General features: G+C 70.5%; 17 protein-coding genes and 2 pseudogenes. 13 read left to right on the forward strand and 6 right to left on the reverse strand.

What is annotated here, in order from left to right; genetic code table 11:
- Positions 1-110: 110 nt before the first annotated feature.
- Positions 111-935 (reverse strand): tyrosine-protein phosphatase, encoded by an 825-nt coding sequence (locus CGL27_RS38120; RefSeq protein ID WP_119992215.1) that lies wholly within the window; start codon positions 933-935, stop codon positions 111-113.
- 194 nt (positions 936-1129) lie between these two features.
- On the opposite strand from CGL27_RS38120, the gene CGL27_RS38125 reads away from it, so the two are divergent.
- Together CGL27_RS38125 and CGL27_RS38130 are read left to right on the forward strand one after the other, a co-directional pair.
- A complete protein-coding gene (locus CGL27_RS38125) occupies positions 1130-3241 on the forward strand; it encodes an alpha-galactosidase (protein WP_119992216.1) in 2112 nt (703 codons plus the stop codon).
- 79 nt (positions 3242-3320) lie between these two features.
- Positions 3321-4118: an SGNH/GDSL hydrolase family protein gene (locus CGL27_RS38130; protein ID WP_078639997.1), complete on the forward strand. Its 798-nt coding sequence runs from the start codon at positions 3321-3323 to the stop codon at positions 4116-4118.
- 273 nt (positions 4119-4391) lie between these two features.
- On the opposite strand, the gene CGL27_RS38135 is transcribed toward CGL27_RS38130, so the two are convergent.
- Positions 4392-4835, reverse strand: coding sequence for an ATP-binding protein (locus CGL27_RS38135; protein ID WP_240450784.1), 444 nt, complete (start codon positions 4833-4835; stop codon positions 4392-4394).
- 136 nt (positions 4836-4971) lie between these two features.
- On the opposite strand from CGL27_RS38135, the gene CGL27_RS38140 reads away from it, so the two are divergent.
- The gene (locus CGL27_RS38140) at positions 4972-5838 is read left to right on the forward strand and encodes a helix-turn-helix transcriptional regulator (protein WP_078639995.1); all 867 of its coding nucleotides are present in this window, start codon (positions 4972-4974) and stop codon (positions 5836-5838) included.
- A gap of 3 nt (positions 5839-5841) precedes the next feature.
- On the forward strand, positions 5842-6093 hold the full coding sequence (locus CGL27_RS38145; RefSeq protein WP_078639994.1) for a DUF397 domain-containing protein: 252 nt from the start codon (positions 5842-5844) through the stop codon (positions 6091-6093).
- Here CGL27_RS38145 and CGL27_RS38150 read toward each other — a convergent pair.
- Positions 6047-6664: pseudogene (locus CGL27_RS38150) on the reverse strand (STM4011 family radical SAM protein); the annotation flags it as partial. The gene CGL27_RS38145 and the pseudogene CGL27_RS38150 overlap by 47 nt on opposite strands.
- 545 nt (positions 6665-7209) lie before the next feature.
- Between CGL27_RS38150 and CGL27_RS50415 the strand changes: the two are divergent.
- From CGL27_RS50415 to CGL27_RS38185, 8 genes and pseudogenes are all read left to right on the forward strand, one after another.
- A complete protein-coding gene (locus CGL27_RS50415; RefSeq protein WP_162953158.1) occupies positions 7210-7458 on the forward strand; it encodes a hypothetical protein in 249 nt (82 codons plus the stop codon).
- Between the two features lie 366 nt (positions 7459-7824).
- A pseudogene (locus CGL27_RS38160) lies at positions 7825-8049 on the forward strand (hypothetical protein); the annotation flags it as partial.
- Positions 8050-8090: 41 nt separating this feature from the next.
- Entirely contained in the window at positions 8091-8207 is a 117-nt protein-coding gene (locus CGL27_RS52515) for a cytochrome P450 (protein WP_240450785.1), read from the forward strand.
- A 160-nt stretch (positions 8208-8367) separates the two neighbouring features.
- Positions 8368-9273, forward strand: a complete 906-nt coding sequence (locus tag CGL27_RS38165) for a glycoside hydrolase family 19 protein (protein WP_014056086.1) — start codon at positions 8368-8370, stop codon at positions 9271-9273.
- Between the two features lie 92 nt (positions 9274-9365).
- Entirely contained in the window at positions 9366-10250 is an 885-nt protein-coding gene (locus tag CGL27_RS38170; protein WP_119992219.1) for a GNAT family N-acetyltransferase, read from the forward strand.
- Positions 10251-10319: 69 nt separating this feature from the next.
- A complete protein-coding gene (locus tag CGL27_RS38175) occupies positions 10320-11579 on the forward strand; it encodes an MBL fold metallo-hydrolase (RefSeq protein ID WP_119992220.1) in 1260 nt (419 codons plus the stop codon).
- 205 nt (positions 11580-11784) lie between these two features.
- Positions 11785-12651 (forward strand): chitosanase, encoded by an 867-nt coding sequence (locus CGL27_RS38180; RefSeq protein ID WP_119992221.1) that lies wholly within the window; start codon positions 11785-11787, stop codon positions 12649-12651.
- Between the two features lie 96 nt (positions 12652-12747).
- Positions 12748-13473, forward strand: a complete 726-nt coding sequence (locus CGL27_RS38185; RefSeq protein WP_119992222.1) for an alpha/beta hydrolase — start codon at positions 12748-12750, stop codon at positions 13471-13473.
- Between the two features lie 86 nt (positions 13474-13559).
- Here CGL27_RS38185 and CGL27_RS38195 read toward each other — a convergent pair whose 3' ends face one another.
- The 3 genes from CGL27_RS38195 to CGL27_RS38205 all read right to left on the reverse strand — a co-directional run bounded on the left by CGL27_RS38195 (position 13560) and on the right by CGL27_RS38205 (position 16707).
- Positions 13560-14252 carry a gamma-glutamyl-gamma-aminobutyrate hydrolase family protein gene (locus CGL27_RS38195; RefSeq protein ID WP_119992223.1) on the reverse strand — a complete coding sequence of 231 codons (693 nt, stop codon included), beginning with the start codon at positions 14250-14252 and terminating at the stop codon, positions 13560-13562.
- A gap of 42 nt (positions 14253-14294) precedes the next feature.
- Positions 14295-15791 carry an ethanolamine permease gene (gene eat, locus CGL27_RS38200; protein WP_078639985.1) on the reverse strand — a complete coding sequence of 499 codons (1497 nt, stop codon included), beginning with the start codon at positions 15789-15791 and terminating at the stop codon, positions 14295-14297.
- A gap of 160 nt (positions 15792-15951) precedes the next feature.
- Positions 15952-16707 (reverse strand): FCD domain-containing protein, encoded by a 756-nt coding sequence (locus tag CGL27_RS38205; RefSeq protein ID WP_078639984.1) that lies wholly within the window; start codon positions 16705-16707, stop codon positions 15952-15954.
- A gap of 183 nt (positions 16708-16890) precedes the next feature.
- Here CGL27_RS38205 and CGL27_RS38210 point away from each other — a divergent pair, with 183 nt between their 5' ends.
- A complete protein-coding gene (locus CGL27_RS38210) occupies positions 16891-18258 on the forward strand; it encodes a glutamine synthetase family protein (protein WP_078639983.1) in 1368 nt (455 codons plus the stop codon).
- The last annotated feature ends 2 nt before the right edge of the window (positions 18259-18260 follow it).

Here is an 18260-nt window from a genome sequence, read left to right on the forward strand (position 1 = left end):
TGAGCCGTGAGCCGTGAGCCGTGAGCCGTGAGCCGTGAGCCGTGAGCCGTGAGCCGTGAGCCGTGAGCCCCGGGGCCGGCGCTGTCGCTGTCGGCCCCGGGGCGGTGCCGTCAGCCGGTGAGCAGCCGCTCGCGGAGCCGCTCGCGCCGCTCGGGGGTGAGGCCGAGCCCCTCGGTGAGATAGCGGTCGGTGCCGCCCCAGGTCTCCTTGATGGTCGCGAAGGCCGCCGCCAGATATTCGGCGCGCGCGTCGAAGAGCGGCAGCAGCAGCGCCATGACCTCGGGGGACATCGGGTCGGAGCCGTCCGCCGGATCGCCCTTGCGCCAGATCTTGTAGCGCCGGTGGGCGGCGGCCGACGCGAGGTAGTCGGCCTCGATGGCCTCCTGGTCGACGCCGAGGGCCAGCAGGGTCACCGCGATGGACAGTCCCGCCCGGTCCTTGCCGGCCGAACAGTGCATCAGCACCGGTGAGCTGTCCTCCGCCATATCGCTGAGGATCCGCCCGTGCTCGACGATCCGGGTGGTGATGATCCCGCGATAGGAGCCGATCATGCGCTTCTCGGCCCGGCCCTCGGCGAGCAGCTTGCGCAGGGTGTCCAGATCGCCCTCGCGCACCATCGTCCAGAACCCGGCACCGTCGGCCGGGTCGGACAGCGGCAGATTGACGTTCCGGACCCCGCTGAGCGTGACGTCCGGACCCTCCAGCTTGATGTCGGCGGCGTTGCGGAAGTCGAAGACGGTGTGCAGGCCGAGCGCGTCGAGGAAGGCCGTGTCCGTCTCGGTGGCATGGGCGAGATGGCCGCTGCGGAACAGTACGCCGGGCCGCACACGGCGGCCGTCGGCAGCCGGCAGTCCGCCGAGATCACGGAAGTTGCGTACCCCCACCAGCTGAGTTTCGGCCTGGGGGACCTGCGGCGACTGCGACTGCTGCGTCACGGGCTCTCCTTCACCATCGGCCGCCGACGCGGCTCGTCGACGAGGCGGGCTGAAGCCGACCATACGACATGGGTGCAGCGGGCAATCGGTCTCCTGCCGGTGCGGGGGCATTGCCGCTGCCGGTGCGAGGGCATTGCCGCACCGACCCGCCCTCCCCGATCATGTTGACACCTGTGGAGAATTGGGGGAGCGCGATGATCGAACCCGGTGGAAGCGGTCGGCTCTGGGTGCTCTCGGGGCGGCACAGCAGCTATGCCCTGCATGTCACCGACCGTGATGAACTGCTTCATCTCCACTGGGGGCCGAGGATCGCGGTCGAGGACGCCGAGGCCCTCGCCGCCGAGCCCGGGCCGCCGGAGCGGCCGTTCGAATCACCGCTGGACGGGCGCGAGGAGTACCCCGTGGAGGGCGGCCCGCGCTTCGCCCGCCCCGCCCTGTCCGTACACGCCGGGGGCGTACGCGGCACCGAGTGGCGCTTCAGCAGCGGCACCGTCCTCGACCCCGGCACCGGCCAGGAGCTGCGGCTGCGCTTCCACGATCCGCTGCACCACCTCGACATCACCCTCCACTACCGGATGCGGGACGACGGCGATGTCATCGAGCGCTGGGCCACCCTCACCCACACCGGCAACGCCGGTCAGGAGCCCGTGGAGCTGCTGCGCGCCGACTCCGCCGCCTGGTCGCTCCCGGCGCGCGACCGCTGGCGGCTGTCCCATCTGCACGGCCGCTGGGCCGCCGAGAGCCGGCTGGCCCGCACCGAGCTCACCCCCGGTGAGAAGGTGATCGGCAGCCGCCGGGGCCACACCAGCCACCATCATCTGCCCTGGATCGCCCTGGACGGCGGGGAGGCCACCGAGGAGAGCGGCGAGGTGCACAGCTGCGCGCTCGCCTGGTCCGGGGCCTGGCGGATCGCCGTCCAGCGGCTGGCCGACGGCGCCGTCCAGGCGGTCGGCGGGGTCGGCCACGACGACGCGGGACAGCTACTCCTCGCGCCCGGTGAGTCGTTCACCACCCCCGTCTTCGCGGGGCTGTGGACCGACGGCGGCTTCGGGGCCGCCAGCCGCGCCTGGCACGCCTGGCAGCTCGCCCGGGTGGTCCCCGGCGCCGACCGGTCCCGGCCGGTGCTCTACAACTCCTGGGAGGCCACCGAGTTCGAGGTGAGCGAGGAGCAGCAGCGCTCGCTCGCGCGGTTGGCCGCCACCCTGGGCGTCGAGCTGTTCGTCGTCGACGACGGGTGGTTCGGGGCGCGCACCAGCGACCGGGCCGGGCTCGGCGACTGGACGGTCAACCCGGACCGCTTTCCGCACGGGCTGAAGCCGCTGGCCGACGAGGTGCACGCCCTGGGGATGCGGTTCGGCATCTGGGTCGAGCCCGAGATGGTCAACCCCGACAGCGACCTCTACCGCGCCCACCCCGACTGGGTGCAGCACCACCCCGGCCGGGCCCGCGCCGAATTCCGCAACCAGCTCGTGCTCAACCTCGCCCGCCCCGAGGTGCGCGCGTATCTCTGGGAGCGGCTGGACACCCTGCTGAGCGGCGCGCCCATCGACTACGTGAAATGGGACTTCAACCGCTCCTTCTCGGACGCCGGCTGGCCCGGCGACGCCTATCCGCGGCGGCTGTGGATCGACCACGTACGCGGGCTGTACGAGCTGCTGGAGCGGCTGCGCGCGGCACACCCCGGGGTCGCCTTCGAGTCCTGCTCGGGCGGTGGCGGCCGGATCGACCTGGGCGTCCTGGGCCGCACCGACCAGGTGTGGACCTCGGACAACACCGACCCGCTGGACCGGCTGGCCATCCAGCACGGCTTCAGCCAGCTCCACCCGGCCCGGGTGATGGCCGCCTGGGTCACCGACAGCCCCAACGCCATGGGCAACGCACGCGTCAGCTCGCTGCGCTTCCGCTTCGTCAGCGCGATGGCCGGGGTGCTGGGCGTCGGCGGCGATCTGACCCGCTGGAGCGAGGCGGAACTCGCCGAGGCCCGCGACTGGGTGGCGCTCTACAAGCGGGTGCGCCCGGTCGTCCAGCACGGTGAGCTGTACCGGCTGCGGCCGCCGGAGGGCGACGGGCTCAGCGCGGTGCAGTACGTACGGGGCGAGGAGACCGTGGTGCTGGCCTGGATCCAGGCGCAGCACTACGGCGACGGACCGCCCCCGCTGCGGCTGCGCGGGCTCGACCCGGCGGCCACCTACCGGGATCTGGAGACCGGGGCGGTGCACCGGGGAGCGGTGCTCGCGCACCGGGGCCTGCGCACCGGGCTGGGCGGCGACCTGGACGCCGCCGTATTCCACCTTCGCCAAAACTGACCAGGTGGGATAGATCACCCCACGTCAAGCCCTGGTTACGGTGGCGTAAGTCACGCCGTCGGGTGAAAGATGTCCCGACGTGGCAGACGATAAGGAGAGATTCAGCAACGGTTCCATCGGGTCGTACGCAGCGGTCGGCGACAGCTTCACCGAGGGCGTCGGCGACCCCGATCCTGATGGAGTGTTCGTCGGCTGGGCCGACCGGCTCGCGGTCCTGCTGTCCGACCAACGACCTCACGACGATTTCCGCTACGCCAATTTGGCCGTACGCGGTCGACTCCTTGACCAGATTGTCGCGGAGCAGGTGGCGCGCGCCATCGAGCTCGGCCCCGATCTGGTCACCTTCTGTGCGGGGGGCAATGACATCCTGCGCCCCGGCAGCGACCCCGACGATGTCGCCGAGCGCTACGAGGCGGCCGTCGCCGACCTCAAGGCGCGGGTGGGCACGGTGCTGGTGTGCACGGGCTTCGACACCAGAGGGGTGCCGGTGCTGCGTCATCTGCGGGGCAAGATCGCCACGTATACGGCGCATGTGCGGGCGATCGCCGACCGCTACGACTGCCCGGTGCTCGACCTGTGGTCGCTGCGCTCGGTGCAGGACCGCCGGGCCTGGGACGCCGACCGGCTGCATCTGTCGCCGGACGGGCACACCCGGGTCGCGCTGAGGGCCGGTCAGGTGCTCGGGCTCGACGTCCCCGCCGACCCCGATCAGCCCTGGCCCCCGGAGGGGCAGCGCACCGCCGCCGAGGTGCGCCGGGACAACATCCACTGGGCGCGCGAATATCTGGTGCCCTGGATCGGCCGACGACTGCGCGGTGAGTCGTCGGGTGACCATGTGGAGCCCAAGCGGCCCGATCTGCTGCCGCTGCGGCCCTGAACGTTCCGTGACCGGAAGCGGTCCCGGAGGAATAGGGGCAGACCCCCGTTGGCGCCCCGAGGCTGACCGCCTCGTGCGCTGTCGCTGCCCCTATTCCCTCGGCACCGCTCGTTCCGAGCACCTGTGCTCGCGCCGCTTTGGCCGCCGAACGTCGCGTCGCGCCGTGCCTGCTCGTACGTAGGTCGTGGGTGCGTCGTGCCTGGATCGTGCGTGCGTCGTGGGTGAGTCGTACTCGTCCGTGCCCGTCCGTACGGTCGTGGCGTCGCGGAGCCACTACGTCGCCAGATAGGCCCAGACGGCGCGGCCCGCGCCCCCTTGGTTCGGCCTGACCCCCCAGGCCTCCGAGAGTGCTTCCACCAGCATCAGCCCGCGGCCGCCCTCCTGGTCCGCGGTCACCGACCTGGCCTCCGGCACCGTACGGGCGCATCCCTGGTCGGCCACCTCGAGCCGCAGCCGGGTCCCTATGAGCTGCAGTGAGCAGCGAACCTCCTCGCTGGAGGTGTGGCGCACCGCGTTGGTGAACAGCTCGGAGATGATCAACTCCGCGCTGTCCCGGGTGTCCTGGTCGATGCCCCATGAGCGCAGCCGCCGGACGACATGCCTTCTCGCCTCGGCGACGGACGTGCTCAGCGCCGGCAGACGAAACACGTCGTGGCGGGGCGGAGCGACCACGGTGCCGCCGCGCCCTAACCGGAGAGCCTCATAGGAAGGAGCCACGCCGACACTATGCTCTGTCACGCTCGCGTATGGCAAGGTTCAATCTGTAAATTACAGAATCGCAAGCGCAGGCTGTTCGGAATGCTGAGCCCATGCCAGACTGCTGTGTCGTGAAGGTACTTGGAGGGGAACGGTAGTGGCGGATGCGCGGGCGGGCGGAGCCCCGACCGTCCTGCGAGTCGTGCTCGGCAAGCGGCTCCAGGACCTTCGGGAGAAGGCCGGGATGTCGTTCGAGCAGGCCGGGCGCGCCCTGGACGTCACGCATGCCACGATCCGCCGGATGGAGAAGGCCGAGGTCGGCCTGAAGCTCCCGTACGTCGAGAAGCTGCTGCGGACGTACGGTGTCGCCGACCCCGAGGAGGTCGAGGGGTTCCTCTCCCTCGCGCGCGAGGCCAACAAGGCCGGCTGGTGGCACCGGTTCCGCGACGTCCTGCCGGAGTGGTTCAACACCTTCGTGAGCCTGGAGGTCGAGGCCAATCTGATCCGGGCCTACGAGCCGCATTACATTCCCGGGCTGCTGCAGACCGAGGACTATGCCCGCGCGGTGCTCCGCGCGGGCATGCCGCATGCGCCCGAGTCGGAGATCGAGCGCAACGTCGCCCTCCGTATGGAACGTCAGGCCCTGATCACCCGGGACAACCCGCCGATGCTGTGGGTGGTCATGGACGAAACGGTGGTGCGTCGCCCCATCGGCGGTTCCGAGACGATGCGGGCCCAGATCGCGCGGTTGATCGAGGAGGCGGAGGCCCCTCATATCCGGCTGCAGATCATGCCGTTCGACGCCGGCCCGCACCCGGCGATGTACGGCCCCTTCCATATCTTCCGGTTCCCGATCCCGGAGCTGCCGGATATCGCGTATACGGAGTCGCTGGTCAGCGGCTCCTACTTCGACCAGCGCGATGACGTATCGGCATTCCTGGAGGCCCTGGACCGGATGTGCGCGCAGGCCGCGCCTGCACAGACGACTCAGGCCATTCTGAGTCGCATTCGCAAGGAGATCTGAACGATGGATCGCATATGCGGGAGCCGCGTCTACAGCGGCATGCCGGCAAGGGACCTCGGTAGCGAGGGCTGGCACAAGCCTTGGAGTGGCGGCAACGGGGGAAGCTGCGTCGAGGCGATGAGGCTGAAGGACGGGCGGGTGGCGCTGCGCCAGTCGACCGATCCGGACGGACCGGCACTGATCTACACCCCGGTGGAGATGAAACGCTTCATCCAGGGGGCGAAGGCCGGGGAAGCGGACTTTCTGTTTCTGTGACGTCCGGTTCTGTGACGCTCGTCGTGACCAGGGGGATCGAGGGGGAAACAGTGTGACCGACCGACCACGAACCGACCGGCGGGGGCGGCGCCGGGACGCGTTCCAGCACTCCGCCCGCGAACACGTCGTACAGGGGAAGCGACTCCAGGTGCACATAGCCGATATGGCAGTCGCAGACGGAAAGCGGACAGGGACGGGGCCGTAGCGCCGCGCGGTACGACCCGTCGTAGAGATTGCCCAGTTCCGTGGGGACGAAATGGCAGCGGCGCACCGTGCCGTCGCCGTCCACCGAGATCACCGAGGCGCCGGTCCGGCATGGCAGACCGGCGCTTCGGTGCGGATGGCGGCTGTAGCGGAAGAGCGGATCCAGCGCGGTCCACTCGGCCGCCTCGGCGTCCGTGTAGGTATGGCCCTCGGCCGCGTTCACCCACAGGTACACCTGGCCGGGGAGATCGGCGCGCAGTTGGCGGGCCCGGTCCAGATGGTCGGGCAGCCCCACGATGCCGACGCTGTGGCGCCCCCCGCGCGCGGCCAGCTCCCCGCACTTGGCGAGAAACCGGTCGTACGGGGTAACGGTCCTGGTCAGGCTCGTCTGCGGGCGTCTTCCAGTTGGGCGCGGTAGTACGCGTGATCACGTGGATAGCCTTCAAGCTCCACCAAGCTCTCCTTGAAGGCGCTGACGGCGGTTGACCAGTCACGTGCCGCGTATGCGGCCTCGCCCAGCAGAAGCTTTGCCCGAACTGGGCTGAGCCAGTACAACCAGCTTGGCCGTTCCTCGGCCGTCGAGATTTGCAGTGCGAGGCCATAGGCCCGTTCAGCGAGTCGGGGTGCTCGATCCCGCTCCCCGACTGCAGCCGCCGCCACAGCAGTTGCATGTGCGGCGATGGAAGCTGTGGCAGGGCAGAGCCCACCGGGGGCCTGCTGTGCGATTTCGGCCGTCCGTAGGGCTCGTACCGGGTCGCCATGGTTCAGCGTGTAGTACGACCGCACGCGTGTGACCCATGAGGTCATATCGGCTGATCCCGCGTCGAGTGCCCAACCGTAGGCCAGGTCTAGCCATGCTGGCGAGGGCCCTCGCTGCCCCTCGCCAGCAGCGACCCACGAGAGCCAGTGTGCATGTTCAGCGGCAAGCACAAGCAACTTGTCGGCGACGGCACCGGAGGCGCCCGGCAAGAGCGCGGTAACAGCATTGAGCTGAGACCGAACAACTGGCCAGAGATCCTTCCCGCCAACCTCATCTTCGGCTCGGCGGTGCTCGGCGAGTACACGAGCGATCCAATCGGCAGATCGGACGTCAATATGTCCGGTCCGATGAACATGCACGATGCGATCGCTCAATTCAGGGTCAGGACCCCAAGAAGCTGAAACGGATTTTCGGCGCTCTGGCAGTCCGCGCAATTCGTCTGGCACTTGAAGCCCTCCCGCGATGCGGGTGATGACATCCGCGCTGGTGACTCTCCGCTTTCTGTTCTCGATCAGAGACACGTGAGACTGCGGCCGCCGCCTTGTGTTATGCGCTCAGCGACGAACCTGCGCCTGCGGATGCGCCGGAGTGCCGTCAGCCGGTCCGTTACCCGGGTGGCCGACAGAAGTACTGAGGTCGGTTCGGGCGAAGTCACGCGCAACATCCGGAGAAGCGATATCGGACTACCCGTCTGCCTGGTCGGCTTCCGGGGCGGTCCGGCTGGGGGATCGAACAGGAACTCCGGTGCCGGTGGCACTGGAGTCCTCGTCGTGCTCCCGCTCAGCGAGGTGACCGGGCACGCCCATGCGGTGGTCGGGCCGGGCGCGCTGGTGCGCGAGTCGGGCCCGTTCGGCGTCTCGTAACGCCATCTCCCCGACGGCGGGCGGGTGGTGCACGAGGAGCACGCGGCGATACCGCTGCCCAGGGGCTGGTACCGCTTGGTGCGCCAGCGGGAGTACATGCTGGGCGCCGTGCGCGTCGTGGCGGACTGAGAGCGGGGGAGCGGACGGTGACGACGGCAACGGCAACGGCAATGACGACTGCGGCGGCAAGTGCGATGGCGTCGCCCCGGGTCCGGACCGCCCGCGAGGGCGTCGCCTGGACCTTCGGGGTGGACGCCGACACCTACCGCCCCGAACGCGAGACCTGATCCCAGGTCAGATCCCCGCGCTGCTACCGGACTTGCTCCGACGACCGTCCGTTTGCTCATTCCGGCACAAAGGTTTGGTCTATACCTTGACTGGTATAGACCAAGCCGCTTGAGTGTCCCTCAGCATTGCAGGGCCCCCCACGCGAAGGAGATCGGCCTCATGTGGAGACGACGTGTTCTGGCGCCGCTCGCGGCGACCGCGGCGGTGTGTGCGAGTGTGCTTGTCATGCCCATGGCCTCGTCCGCCTCGGCGGCGGGAACGACCGCCCAGGCGGCCTGCGACTACCCGAACTGGGCCGCGGGCAGGGCGTACGTCACCGGCGACATCGTCCGGTACACCGACGGCAAGTACTACCGCGCGGAGCACGACAACCCGGGCTATGACCCGGTGATCAGCACCTGGTACTGGGAGCCCTTCAACTGCGGCGGCGAGGGCCAGAACCCGAGCGGCTTCGTGGTGAGCGAGGCGCAGTTCAACCAGATGTTCCCGAACCGGAACTCGTTCTACACCTACCAGGGCCTGACCGCCGCCCTGAGCGCCTACCCCGGCTTCGCCAACACCGGCAGCGACACCGTCAAGAAGCAGGAGGCGGCCGCCTTCCTGGCCAACGTCAACCACGAGACCGGCGGCCTGGTCCACATCGTGGAGCAGAACACCTCCAACTACCCGCACTACTGCGACTCGAGCCAGCCCTACGGCTGCCCCGCGGGCCAGGCGGCGTACTACGGCCGTGGACCGATCCAGCTCAGCTGGAACTTCAACTACAAGGCCGCGGGCGACGCACTCGGCATCGATCTGCTCGGCAACCCCTGGCTGGTGGAGCAGGACGCCGCGGTGTCCTGGAAGACCGCCCTGTGGTTCTGGAACACCCAGACCGGGGCCGGCTCGATGACCCCGCACGACGCCATGGTCAACCAGCGGGGCTTCGGTGAGACCATCCGCGCCATCAACGGCAGCCTGGAGTGCAACGGCGGCAACCCCGGCCAGGTGCAGAGCCGGATCGACGCCTACCAGCGGTTCGTCCAGATACTCGGCACCACCCCCGGCTCCAACCTGAGCTGCTGAGCGGCGGCTGACCGGGCCGCCGAGCGGTCATCCGGTCGGAAGCGAGGAAATTGAGGTGCGCCGCTCCGCCGCTCCGCGCCAGCCTGGAGCACATGGCGTGGACGGTGACGTACGACCTCGATGAGTTCCGGGCCGCGGCGGGCGACTTTCTGGGCGCCCGCCCGGCCCGGCACACCACCTTGCTCACAGTGGTCTCCTCCCTGGTGGCGGGCGGCAGCGGCAGATACGGCGAGCAGCCGCCGGTCTACGGATGGTGGGCCGAGGAGGGCTCGGTGGAGGGCGCGTTTCTGTGCACCCCGCCCTACCCTCCGCTGCTCTCCCCGCTGCCCGGCGGGGCGGCCCGGGCCCTCGCCCGCACCCTCGCGGGGGACGGCGAGCGGCGGATCACCGGGGTGAACGCCGGGCGCGAGACCGCCGAGACCTTCGCCACCGCCTGGGCGGGCCTCACCGGCGCGGTGAGCGGCGTCGAGCAGAGCCACCGGCTCTACCGGCTCTCCACCCTCACCCCGCCCGATCCCGCCCCGCCCGGGCGCCCCCGGACCGCCACCGCCGCCGACCGCGATCTGCTGCTCACCTGGTACGAGAGGTTCGCCCGCGAGACCCGGGCGCTGATGGACGATGTCGCCGCCCAGGTGGACGACAAGCTCAGCCACGACGGGATCACGCTGTGGGAGCTCGACGGCCGGCCGGTGGCCTGCGCCGGGATCAGCCGTACGGTCGCGGGCATGGCCCGGGTCGCCCTCGTCTACACCCCGCCTGAGCTGCGCGGACGCGGTTACGCGGGCGCCGCCACGGCCGCCGTGAGCCGGGCCGCGCGGGCCGCCGGGGTGCAGGAGGTCCTGCTCTTCACGGATCTCGACAACCCCACCAGCAACGCCCTCTACCAGCGTCTCGGCTACCGCCCGCTGGAGGACCATCTGGTGTTGTCGTTCACCTCGGCCGAGCGCACCGTTCCGGAACAAGGTCACCCCTCGTGAGAGTTGTGTGATTGCAGCCCAACGGCACCGCGCGTTGGAGTGCCCCCGCCCTCTCCCCCTGGAGGATCCGTGACCGGCTCCCATCCGACACGTTCCCGGCTCGCCGCCGCCCTGCGCCCCGCCGCCTTCGGGGCGGATCCCACTGGGGAGCGGATGGAGCGCATCCGGCGGTCGCCGAACTTCGCGGACGGTGTGTTCGTCAACCCGGTGGGCGCCCGCACCGGCCCGTCCGGCTCGATGCTGAAGTTCGCGTCCACCTACTTCCGCAAGGAGGAGCGTGTCCGCAGGGCCCCGGCCGGGACCGTGCCGGTGCACCCCACCACCGTCGCCGATCTGGCCACTCCGCCCGCCTCCGGGCTGCGGCTGACCTGGATGGGGCACTCCAGCGTCCTCGCGGAGATCGACGGGCGGCGGGTGCTGTTCGACCCCGTATGGGGCCAGCGCTGTTCGCCCTTCTCGATGGTGGGGCCCAAGCGGCTGCATCCGGTGCCGGTGCCGCTGCGGGAACTGGCGCCGGTGGACGCGGTGGTCATCTCCCACGACCACTACGACCACCTGGACATGCCCACGATCCGGGCGCTGGTGCGGAGCCACGCCATGTTCGTCGTCCCGCTTGGGGTCGGCGCCCATCTGGAGCGCTGGGGCGTCCCGGCCGACCGGATGACCGAGCTGGACTGGCATGAGTCCACCGAGGTCGCCGGGCTCACGCTCACCGCCACTCCGGCCCGCCACTTCTGTGGGCGCGGGCTGCGCAACACCCAGCACACCCTGTGGGCCTCCTGGGTGGTGGCCGGTCCCGAGCACCGGGTCTACCACAGCGGGGACACCGGCTACTTCCCCGGTTTCGCGGAGATCGGCGCGGCGTACGGGCCGTTCGACGCGACCATGGTGCAGATCGGCGCGTACTCCGACTACTGGCCGGACATCCATATGACCCCCGAGGAGGGCATGCGGGCCCACCTCGATCTGCAGGGCGGGGACCCGGCGAAGGGGATCATGCTGCCGATCCACTGGGGCACCTTCAATCTCGCCCCGCACCCGTGGGAGGAGCCCGCCGAGGGAACGGTGTCGGCGGCGGAGGAGGCCGGGGCGAACGTGGCCGTTCCGCGTCCGGGGCAGCCGTTCGAGCCGGGGCAGGGGCTGCCGCTGGAGCCGTGGTGGCGGGCGATCGCGGCACGGCCGGTGACGAGGACGCCGGCCGGGGCCGAGGGCGCGGCCGAGCCGACGGGCCTCACCGGCGCGACGGGCTTGTCCGGGGCCACCGGCGGGTCCGGGGCGTCCGGGGCGGCTGGCGGCGCGGACCCCGCGATGCCCATACCCCAGTCGTAGCAAGAGAGTTGGCGCCGCCCTCGGAGGCGGACCGGCACAGGGCTTCTTTGTCGAATGGTGTCGAAACCCTTGTGGTGGACACGACGCGCTCGCTTGAATGGTTAGGAAAGGTTCCTAACGGATCGTCCCAGGACCCGGGCTGCCCCGGTGTGTCCTGGGGCGGCCGCGCGCACTTCCCCCACAGTCGACAAGGAACGGAGTTCCCATGTCCCCCATGCCCCGGAGGATCGGCCTCGCGGCGGTGGCCGTCGCCGTACCGGCCGCGCTCGTCTTCACCGGCGTCGGAGTCGGGCAGGCGTCCGACCACCTGCCGTCGTCGGCGGACGTGCACCGCCACTCGGCGCACAAGGCCGCCGCGGCGAGCAATCTGGACGACCCGGCGAAGAAGGAAATCGCCATGAAGCTGGTCTCCAGTGCCGAGAACTCCTCGCTCGACTGGCGCGCCCAGTTCCAGTACATCGAGGACATAGACGACGGCCGCGGCTACACCGCGGGCATCATCGGATTCTGCTCCGGCACCGGCGACATGCTGGAACTCGTCGAGTACTACACCCAGCAGAAGCCCGGCAACGTCCTGGCCAAGTACCTCCCCGCGCTGCGCGACGTCGACGGCACCGACTCCCACGACGGTCTGGACCCGAACTTCACCAAGGACTGGAAGAAGGCCGCCGCCGACAAGGCGTTCCAGGGCGCCCAGGAGCACGAGCGCGACCGCGTCTACTTCAACCCGGCCGTCAACCAGGGCAAGAGCGACGGCCTGGGCGCGCTCGGCCAGTTCATCTACTACGACGCGATCGTGATGCACGGCCCCGGCGACAGTAAGTACAGCTTCGGCGGCATCCGTAAGACCGCCCTGTCCAAGGCCAAGCCCCCGGCGCAGGGCGGCAACGAGACCACGTACCTCAACGCCTTCCTCGACGCCCGTAAGGAGGCCATGAAGAGCGAGGAGGCGCACAGCGACACCAGCCGAGTCGACACCGAGCAGCGGAAGTTCCTCAACGAGAAGAACTTCGACCTGACGCCTCCGCTGAAGTGGAAGGTCTACGGCGACCCGTTCGAGATCAACTCCTGACCGCCGCACTGGTCCCCGCTTGCTAAGCGGGACGCTGTCCCATATTTTTAACCGGGACGGCGTCCCGTTTATTTTTGATGCGGATGGAGCGGAAATATGTCGACATATGTACTAGTGCACGGCGCTTGGCACAGTGGAGAGTGCTGGGAGCGGGTGGTTCCGTTGCTGGCGGCGGCCGGACACCGGGTGGTCGCGCCGACGCTGACCGGCTACGGCGACACGGCACATCTGCTCGGCCCCGAGGTGGGGCTCGATACACATGTCGACGACATCGTCGGGCTGATCACCGAGGAAGACCTCACCGATGTGGTGCTCGTCGGGCACAGCTATGCCGGGCTGGTCATCTCGTCCACGGCCAACCAGGTCCCGGACCGGATCTCGCATCTCGTCTATCTCGACGCGATGGTCCCGGAGCACGGCGAGACCGCGGCCGATGTCATGCCCTTCACCCAGGCCATGATCGACCAGGGCCTGGCGTCCGAGAGCGGCTGGCGGATTCCGCCCCTCGTCGGGATGGACCCGTCCTGGGGTCTGTTCGGGGTCACCGATCCGGCGGATGTGGCGTGGCTGCGCTCGATCTTGTCGGATCAGTCGGTGCGCTGCCTGCAGCAACCGGTCCGACTGGACAACCCGGCCGTGAACGCGATCCCGCGGACGCATATCCACTGCGTCGCCAATGTGCCGCCCGGCATGACCCGGCGGCCCGTCCCCGCGATCCAGCCCAACGGCTCCCCGGCGCAGGTGTGGGAGTTGGAGACCGGTCATGACTGCATGATCACTATGCCGGGTGAACTCACCGAACTGCTGCTCAAGCTCGGCTGATCCGCTCGCCCGGCCCCGGCCCCGGCCCCGGCCCCGGCCCGGCCGCGACGGCCGGGGCCGGCGCCGGTCTCGGCACCGGTCTCGTCTCAGCCCCCCGCCGCCTCCACCAGGGCGCGCATGATCCGTACGTCGTCGCCCGCCTCCGGGTGCCACTGGACGCCCAGCACGAACCCCTCCACGTCCGGCAGTTCCACCGCCTCCACCGTTCCGTCGTCCGCGGAGTGGGCCGAGGGGACCAGGCCCTCGCCCAGGTGGGCCACGGCCTGGTGGTGGAAGGTGGGGACGGACACCGGGTCCGGGAGGATCTCGGCCAGGAGCGTGTCCGGGACCGGCTTCACCTCGTGCTGGTCGAAGACGCCGGACCGGCCCGCGTGGCCGTCCAGGTGCTGGACGAGGGTGCCGCCGAGGAAGACGTTCAGAAGCTGGTGGCCGCGGCAGATGCCCAGCAGGGGAGTGCCCGACGCCAGGGCCGCGTCGATCAGGGCCAGCTCCCAGGCGTCCCGCTCCCGTGCGGGCGGCCCGGTGCGCGGGTCCACCTCGGCCCCGTACCGCACGGGCTCCACGTCCGGGCCGCCGGAGATGACGAGCCCGTCGAGGCGGGAGACGATCCGCGCGGCGGCGGCCGGGTCCTCGTCCGGCGGCAGCATCGCCGCCAGGCCGCCCGCGCGCTGGACGAGCCGGTGGTAGCCCGCGGGCAGCAGCGCGGCGGGGAGGTTCCAGACACCCCAGCTCGCCGAGGATTCGAGATAGGTGCTGACGCCGATCAGGGGCTTGGCCACCGGGGACTCCGATCTTCGAAGATCTGTGCACTCACTGTGCGCTCAATCGCGGGACAGTTCCGCCTCGGCCTCCGCCAGCGCCGCGAACTCCTCCTCCGGCGCGGCCGCGACCAGGCGATGGCGGCTGTAGAAGGCGAAGTAGGCCAGCGCCACCGCGTAGACGCCGAGCGCGATGAAGGCCGCGTCCTTGTCCACCAGGAAGGTGGCCACCAGCGCGGAGCAGGCCAGGACGAAGGCGATGGACGACGTTACCGTGCCGCCCGGGGTGCGGTAAGGGCGGTCCAGGCCCGGCTCGCGGCGGCGCAGGACGATGTGGGAGAGCGACATCAGGGCGTACGAGATGGTGGCGCCGAAGACCGCGGTGTTGAGCATCCGGGCGCCGTCGCCGGTCCACGCGGCGAGGGCGAAGCCGATGGCGCCCGGGACCAGCAGACCCAGGAACGGGGCCTTGCGCCTGCTGGTCAGGGAGAGGAAGCGGGGCAGATAGCCGGCCCGGGAGAGGGCGAAGAGCTGGCGCGAACCCGCGAAGATCAGGGAGAAGAAGGAGGCGACGAGCCCGGCGAGGCCCGCGTAGTTGACGACGCGGGACAGCACGGTCGCCTTGCCGTCCGGCTGCAGCGCCTCGACCAGCGGGTTGCCCGCCTCCTGTACGGCGCCCGAGCCGCGCGCCCCCGTGGCCGCGAGGAAGGTGAGCAGGGCGAGGATCAGCAGGATGCCCATGGACCAGGCCATGGCCTTCGGCAGCGTACGGGCCGGGTCCCGGGTCTCCTCCGCCGCGAGCGGCACCCCCTCCACCCCCAGGAAGAACCACATCCCGAAGGGGAACGCCGACCAGATGCCGAGCAGCCCGAACGGCAGCCAGGAAGTGGCACCGGCGGCCGAATGGTCCACCGGGATGTCGTTGAGCGAGCCCGCGTCGAAGTCGGTGAGGGCGCCGACGGCGAAGACCAGCAGCGCGGCGACGGCGATGGCGGTCACGACCAGGCTGAACCGCAGGGCCTCGCCCACGCCCCACAGATGGATGCCGATGAAGAGGATGAAACAGGCCAGATAGACCGGCCAGCCCGACTCCAGGCCGAAGAGCCCGAGCGACTCGACGTAGTCGCCGATGAAGATGGAGATGGCGGCGGGGGCCAGGACGTACTCGATGAGGATCGCCGTACCGGTGAGAAAGCCGCCCCAGGGGCCGAGGGCGCGCCGCGCGAAGCCGTAGCCGCCGCCCGCCGTGGGCAGGATCGCGGCCAGCTCGGCCAGGGCGAACACCATGCAGGCGTACATCAGGCCCATCAGCAGGGCGGCGATGGCGAGCCCGCCGAAGCCGCCCTCCGACAGGCCGAAGTTCCACCCCGAGAAGTCGCCGGAGACGACATAGGCGACACCGAGGCCGGTCAGCAGCAGCGGGCCCGCACTGCCGCGCCGCAGGGTGCGGCGCTCCAGATACGCGTCCTCGGGGGACGGCGCCGGAGCACCGCCCGGCGGGGCGCCGCCGACGGAGGCGCGGGCGGATTCGGTGCGGGCGGACTCGGTTCCGTCGGCCATGGGGGGGACTCCTGCTCCACACGAGGGGGCGATGGCAAAGGTGTGGGGCCATACCTTTGTCTGCCGGTCGGCGATGCGCAAGACCTCTGCGTAAAACCGTGGTTAAGCGCCGGTGCTTTCCGGGCCACGCGCTCGGGCGGACGGGCCAGGCGCGGGTGGGTCAGACCAGGAAGCCGCGCAGCAGCGCCGCCGTGCCCTCGCAGTGCTCCCGCATCACCTCGCGCGCCCCGTCCGCGTCCCCGTCCAGCACCGCCTCGACCAGCGCCCCGTGCTGGGCCTGGGAGTGCTCGAGGTTCTTCACCAGCAGCGGGATGCAGTCCAGCAGGTCGTTGACGGTCGCTCGGACGGCCGCGTACTGGGCGGCCAGCGACGGTGAGCCCGCCAGCTCCGCGAGCGTGAGATGGAGCATGGTGTCCAGGCGGCGGTAGTCGGCCAGCGGGGCGTCGCGCGTCGCGTCCAGGGCCGCCCGCAGCCGCCGTACCTGCCCGTCCCCGAGCCCGTGCGCGGCGCACAGCCCCGCCGCGCCCACCTCCAGGACCTCGCGGAACCGAAGGGTGTCCTCGACGTCGACCGCCGCCACCCGGCGCCGCAGCTCGTCCTCGCCGCCCCCGGCGGGCTCGGGCCTGGCCCGGACGAAGGTGCCGCCGTAGCGACCGCGGCGGCTCTCCACCAGCCCCTGGTCCTGCAGCACCTTCAGCACCTCGCGCAGGGTCACCCGGCTGATCCGCAGCCGGTCGGCCAGCTCCCGCTCGGCCGGGAGCCGGCCGCCGTCGGGGACCAGCCCCAGCCGCAGCACCTGGAGTATTTGCTCCAGCGCCTCCTCGAAGCCGTTCCCCGCTCGCACCGGGCGCAGCACCGGCGCCAGCCGGTCGTCTGCCGCCGCCGCGCTCCCGTGCTCACTCCCGCTCTCGCTCATCGAACCGTCCGCACCTACTTCCCAATCAATGGTCTGCGGTATTACCTTAAGGCCACCCCGCGCCCCCAGACCCTCTCCGATTCCCTGAACTCCCCGAAAACTCTCGGAACTCTCCGGGCTTCCCGAGCTCGCCGAACTCCCCGAATTCCCAGACGCCCCGCACTCGACGCAGGAGGCCCCACCGTGGCAGACCGCACGCCCCCGCTCTCGGTCGACGAGCTGACCAGACTGGTCGCCGCCGGGGAGATCGACACCGTCGTCCTGGCCTTCACCGATATGCAGGGAAGGCTTCAGGGCAAGCGGTTCGCCGCCCGCTTCTTCCTCGACGACGTCCTGGCGCACGGCACCGAGGGCTGCAACTACCTCCTCGCCGTCGACACCGAGATGAACACCGTCGACGGCTACGCCATGTCCTCCTGGGAGCGCGGCTACGGCGACTTCGCCATGCACGGCGACACCGCCACCCTGCGCCGCACGCCCTGGAACCCCGGCACCGCCCTCCTCACCGCCGACCTCGCCTGGCACGACGGCAGCCCCGTGGTCGCCTCCCCGCGCCAGATCCTGCGCCGTCAGCTCGACCGGCTCGCCGAGCGCGGCTGGACCGCGTACACCGGCACCGAGCTGGAGTTCATGGTCTTCCGGGACAGCTACGAGCAGGCGTGGAACACCGGCTACCGCGGGCTGACCCCCGCCAACCAGTACAACGTCGACTACTCCGTCCTCGGCACCGGCCGGGTCGAGCCCCTGCTGCGCCGCATCCGCAACGAGATGGGCGCCGCCGGGATGACCGTCGAGTCGGCCAAGGGGGAGTGCAACCTTGGCCAGCACGAGATCGCCTTCCGCTACGACGACGCCCTGACCACCTGCGACCAGCACGCCGTCTACAAGACCGGCGCCAAGGAGATCGCGGCCCAGGAGGGCATGGCGCTCACCTTCATGGCCAAGTACGACGAGCGCGAGGGCAACTCCTGCCATATCCACCTCTCGCTGCGCGACGAGGCCGGGCACCCCGTGCTCGCCGACGACGACGGCCCGTACGGCATGTCGAAGACCATGCGCCACTTCCTCGCCGGACAGATCGCGGCGATGCGCGACTTCACCCTGCTCTACGCCCCGAACATCAACTCCTACAAGCGGTTCCGCCCCGGCTCCTTCGCGCCCACCGCCGTCGCCTGGGGCCCGGACAACCGCACCTGCGCGCTGCGCGTCATCGGCCACGGCCCCTCCCACCGGCTGGAGAACCGGCTCCCGGGCGGCGATGTCAACCCGTACCTGGCCGTGGCCGGGATGGTGGCCGCCGGGCTGCACGGCGTCGAGCAGGAGCTGGAGCTCCCCGAGGTCTGTACCGGCAACGCCTACACCGGCGACGCCGAGCACGTCCCGACCTCGCTGCGCGACGCCGCCGAGCTGTGGCGGAACAGCCCCATAGCGCGGGCCGCCTTCGGCGACGAGGTGGTCGAGCACTACCTCAACATGGCGCGCGTGGAGCAGGACGCCTACGACACCGCCGTCACGGACTGGGAGCGCTTCCGGTCCTTCGAGCGCATGTGAGG

Origin of the sequence: Streptomyces sp. 11-1-2 (genome assembly GCF_003595545.1) — a bacterium.
GTDB lineage: Bacteria > Actinomycetota > Actinomycetes > Streptomycetales > Streptomycetaceae > Streptomyces > Streptomyces hygroscopicus_B.

Excerpts from the sequence above, each read along its gene's own strand:
- eat (WP_078639985.1), bottom strand. The coding sequence starts at position 15,791 with ATGGCCGACGGAACCGAGTCCGCCCGCACCGAATCCGCCCGCGCCTCC.
- CGL27_RS38185 (WP_119992222.1), top strand. The coding sequence starts at position 12,748 with ATGTCGACATATGTACTAGTGCACGGCGCTTGGCACAGTGGAGAGTGC.
- CGL27_RS38125 (WP_119992216.1), top strand. The coding sequence starts at position 1,130 with ATGATCGAACCCGGTGGAAGCGGTCGGCTCTGGGTGCTCTCGGGGCGG.
- CGL27_RS52515 (WP_240450785.1), top strand. The coding sequence starts at position 8,091 with ATGACGACTGCGGCGGCAAGTGCGATGGCGTCGCCCCGGGTCCGGACC.
- CGL27_RS38205 (WP_078639984.1), bottom strand. The coding sequence starts at position 16,707 with ATGAGCGAGAGCGGGAGTGAGCACGGGAGCGCGGCGGCGGCAGACGAC.
- CGL27_RS50415 (WP_162953158.1), top strand. The coding sequence starts at position 7,210 with ATGTTCAGCGGCAAGCACAAGCAACTTGTCGGCGACGGCACCGGAGGC.
- CGL27_RS38170 (WP_119992219.1), top strand. The coding sequence starts at position 9,366 with ATGGCGTGGACGGTGACGTACGACCTCGATGAGTTCCGGGCCGCGGCG.
- CGL27_RS38180 (WP_119992221.1), top strand. The coding sequence starts at position 11,785 with ATGTCCCCCATGCCCCGGAGGATCGGCCTCGCGGCGGTGGCCGTCGCC.
- CGL27_RS38145 (WP_078639994.1), top strand. The coding sequence starts at position 5,842 with ATGGATCGCATATGCGGGAGCCGCGTCTACAGCGGCATGCCGGCAAGG.
- CGL27_RS38165 (WP_014056086.1), top strand. The coding sequence starts at position 8,368 with ATGTGGAGACGACGTGTTCTGGCGCCGCTCGCGGCGACCGCGGCGGTG.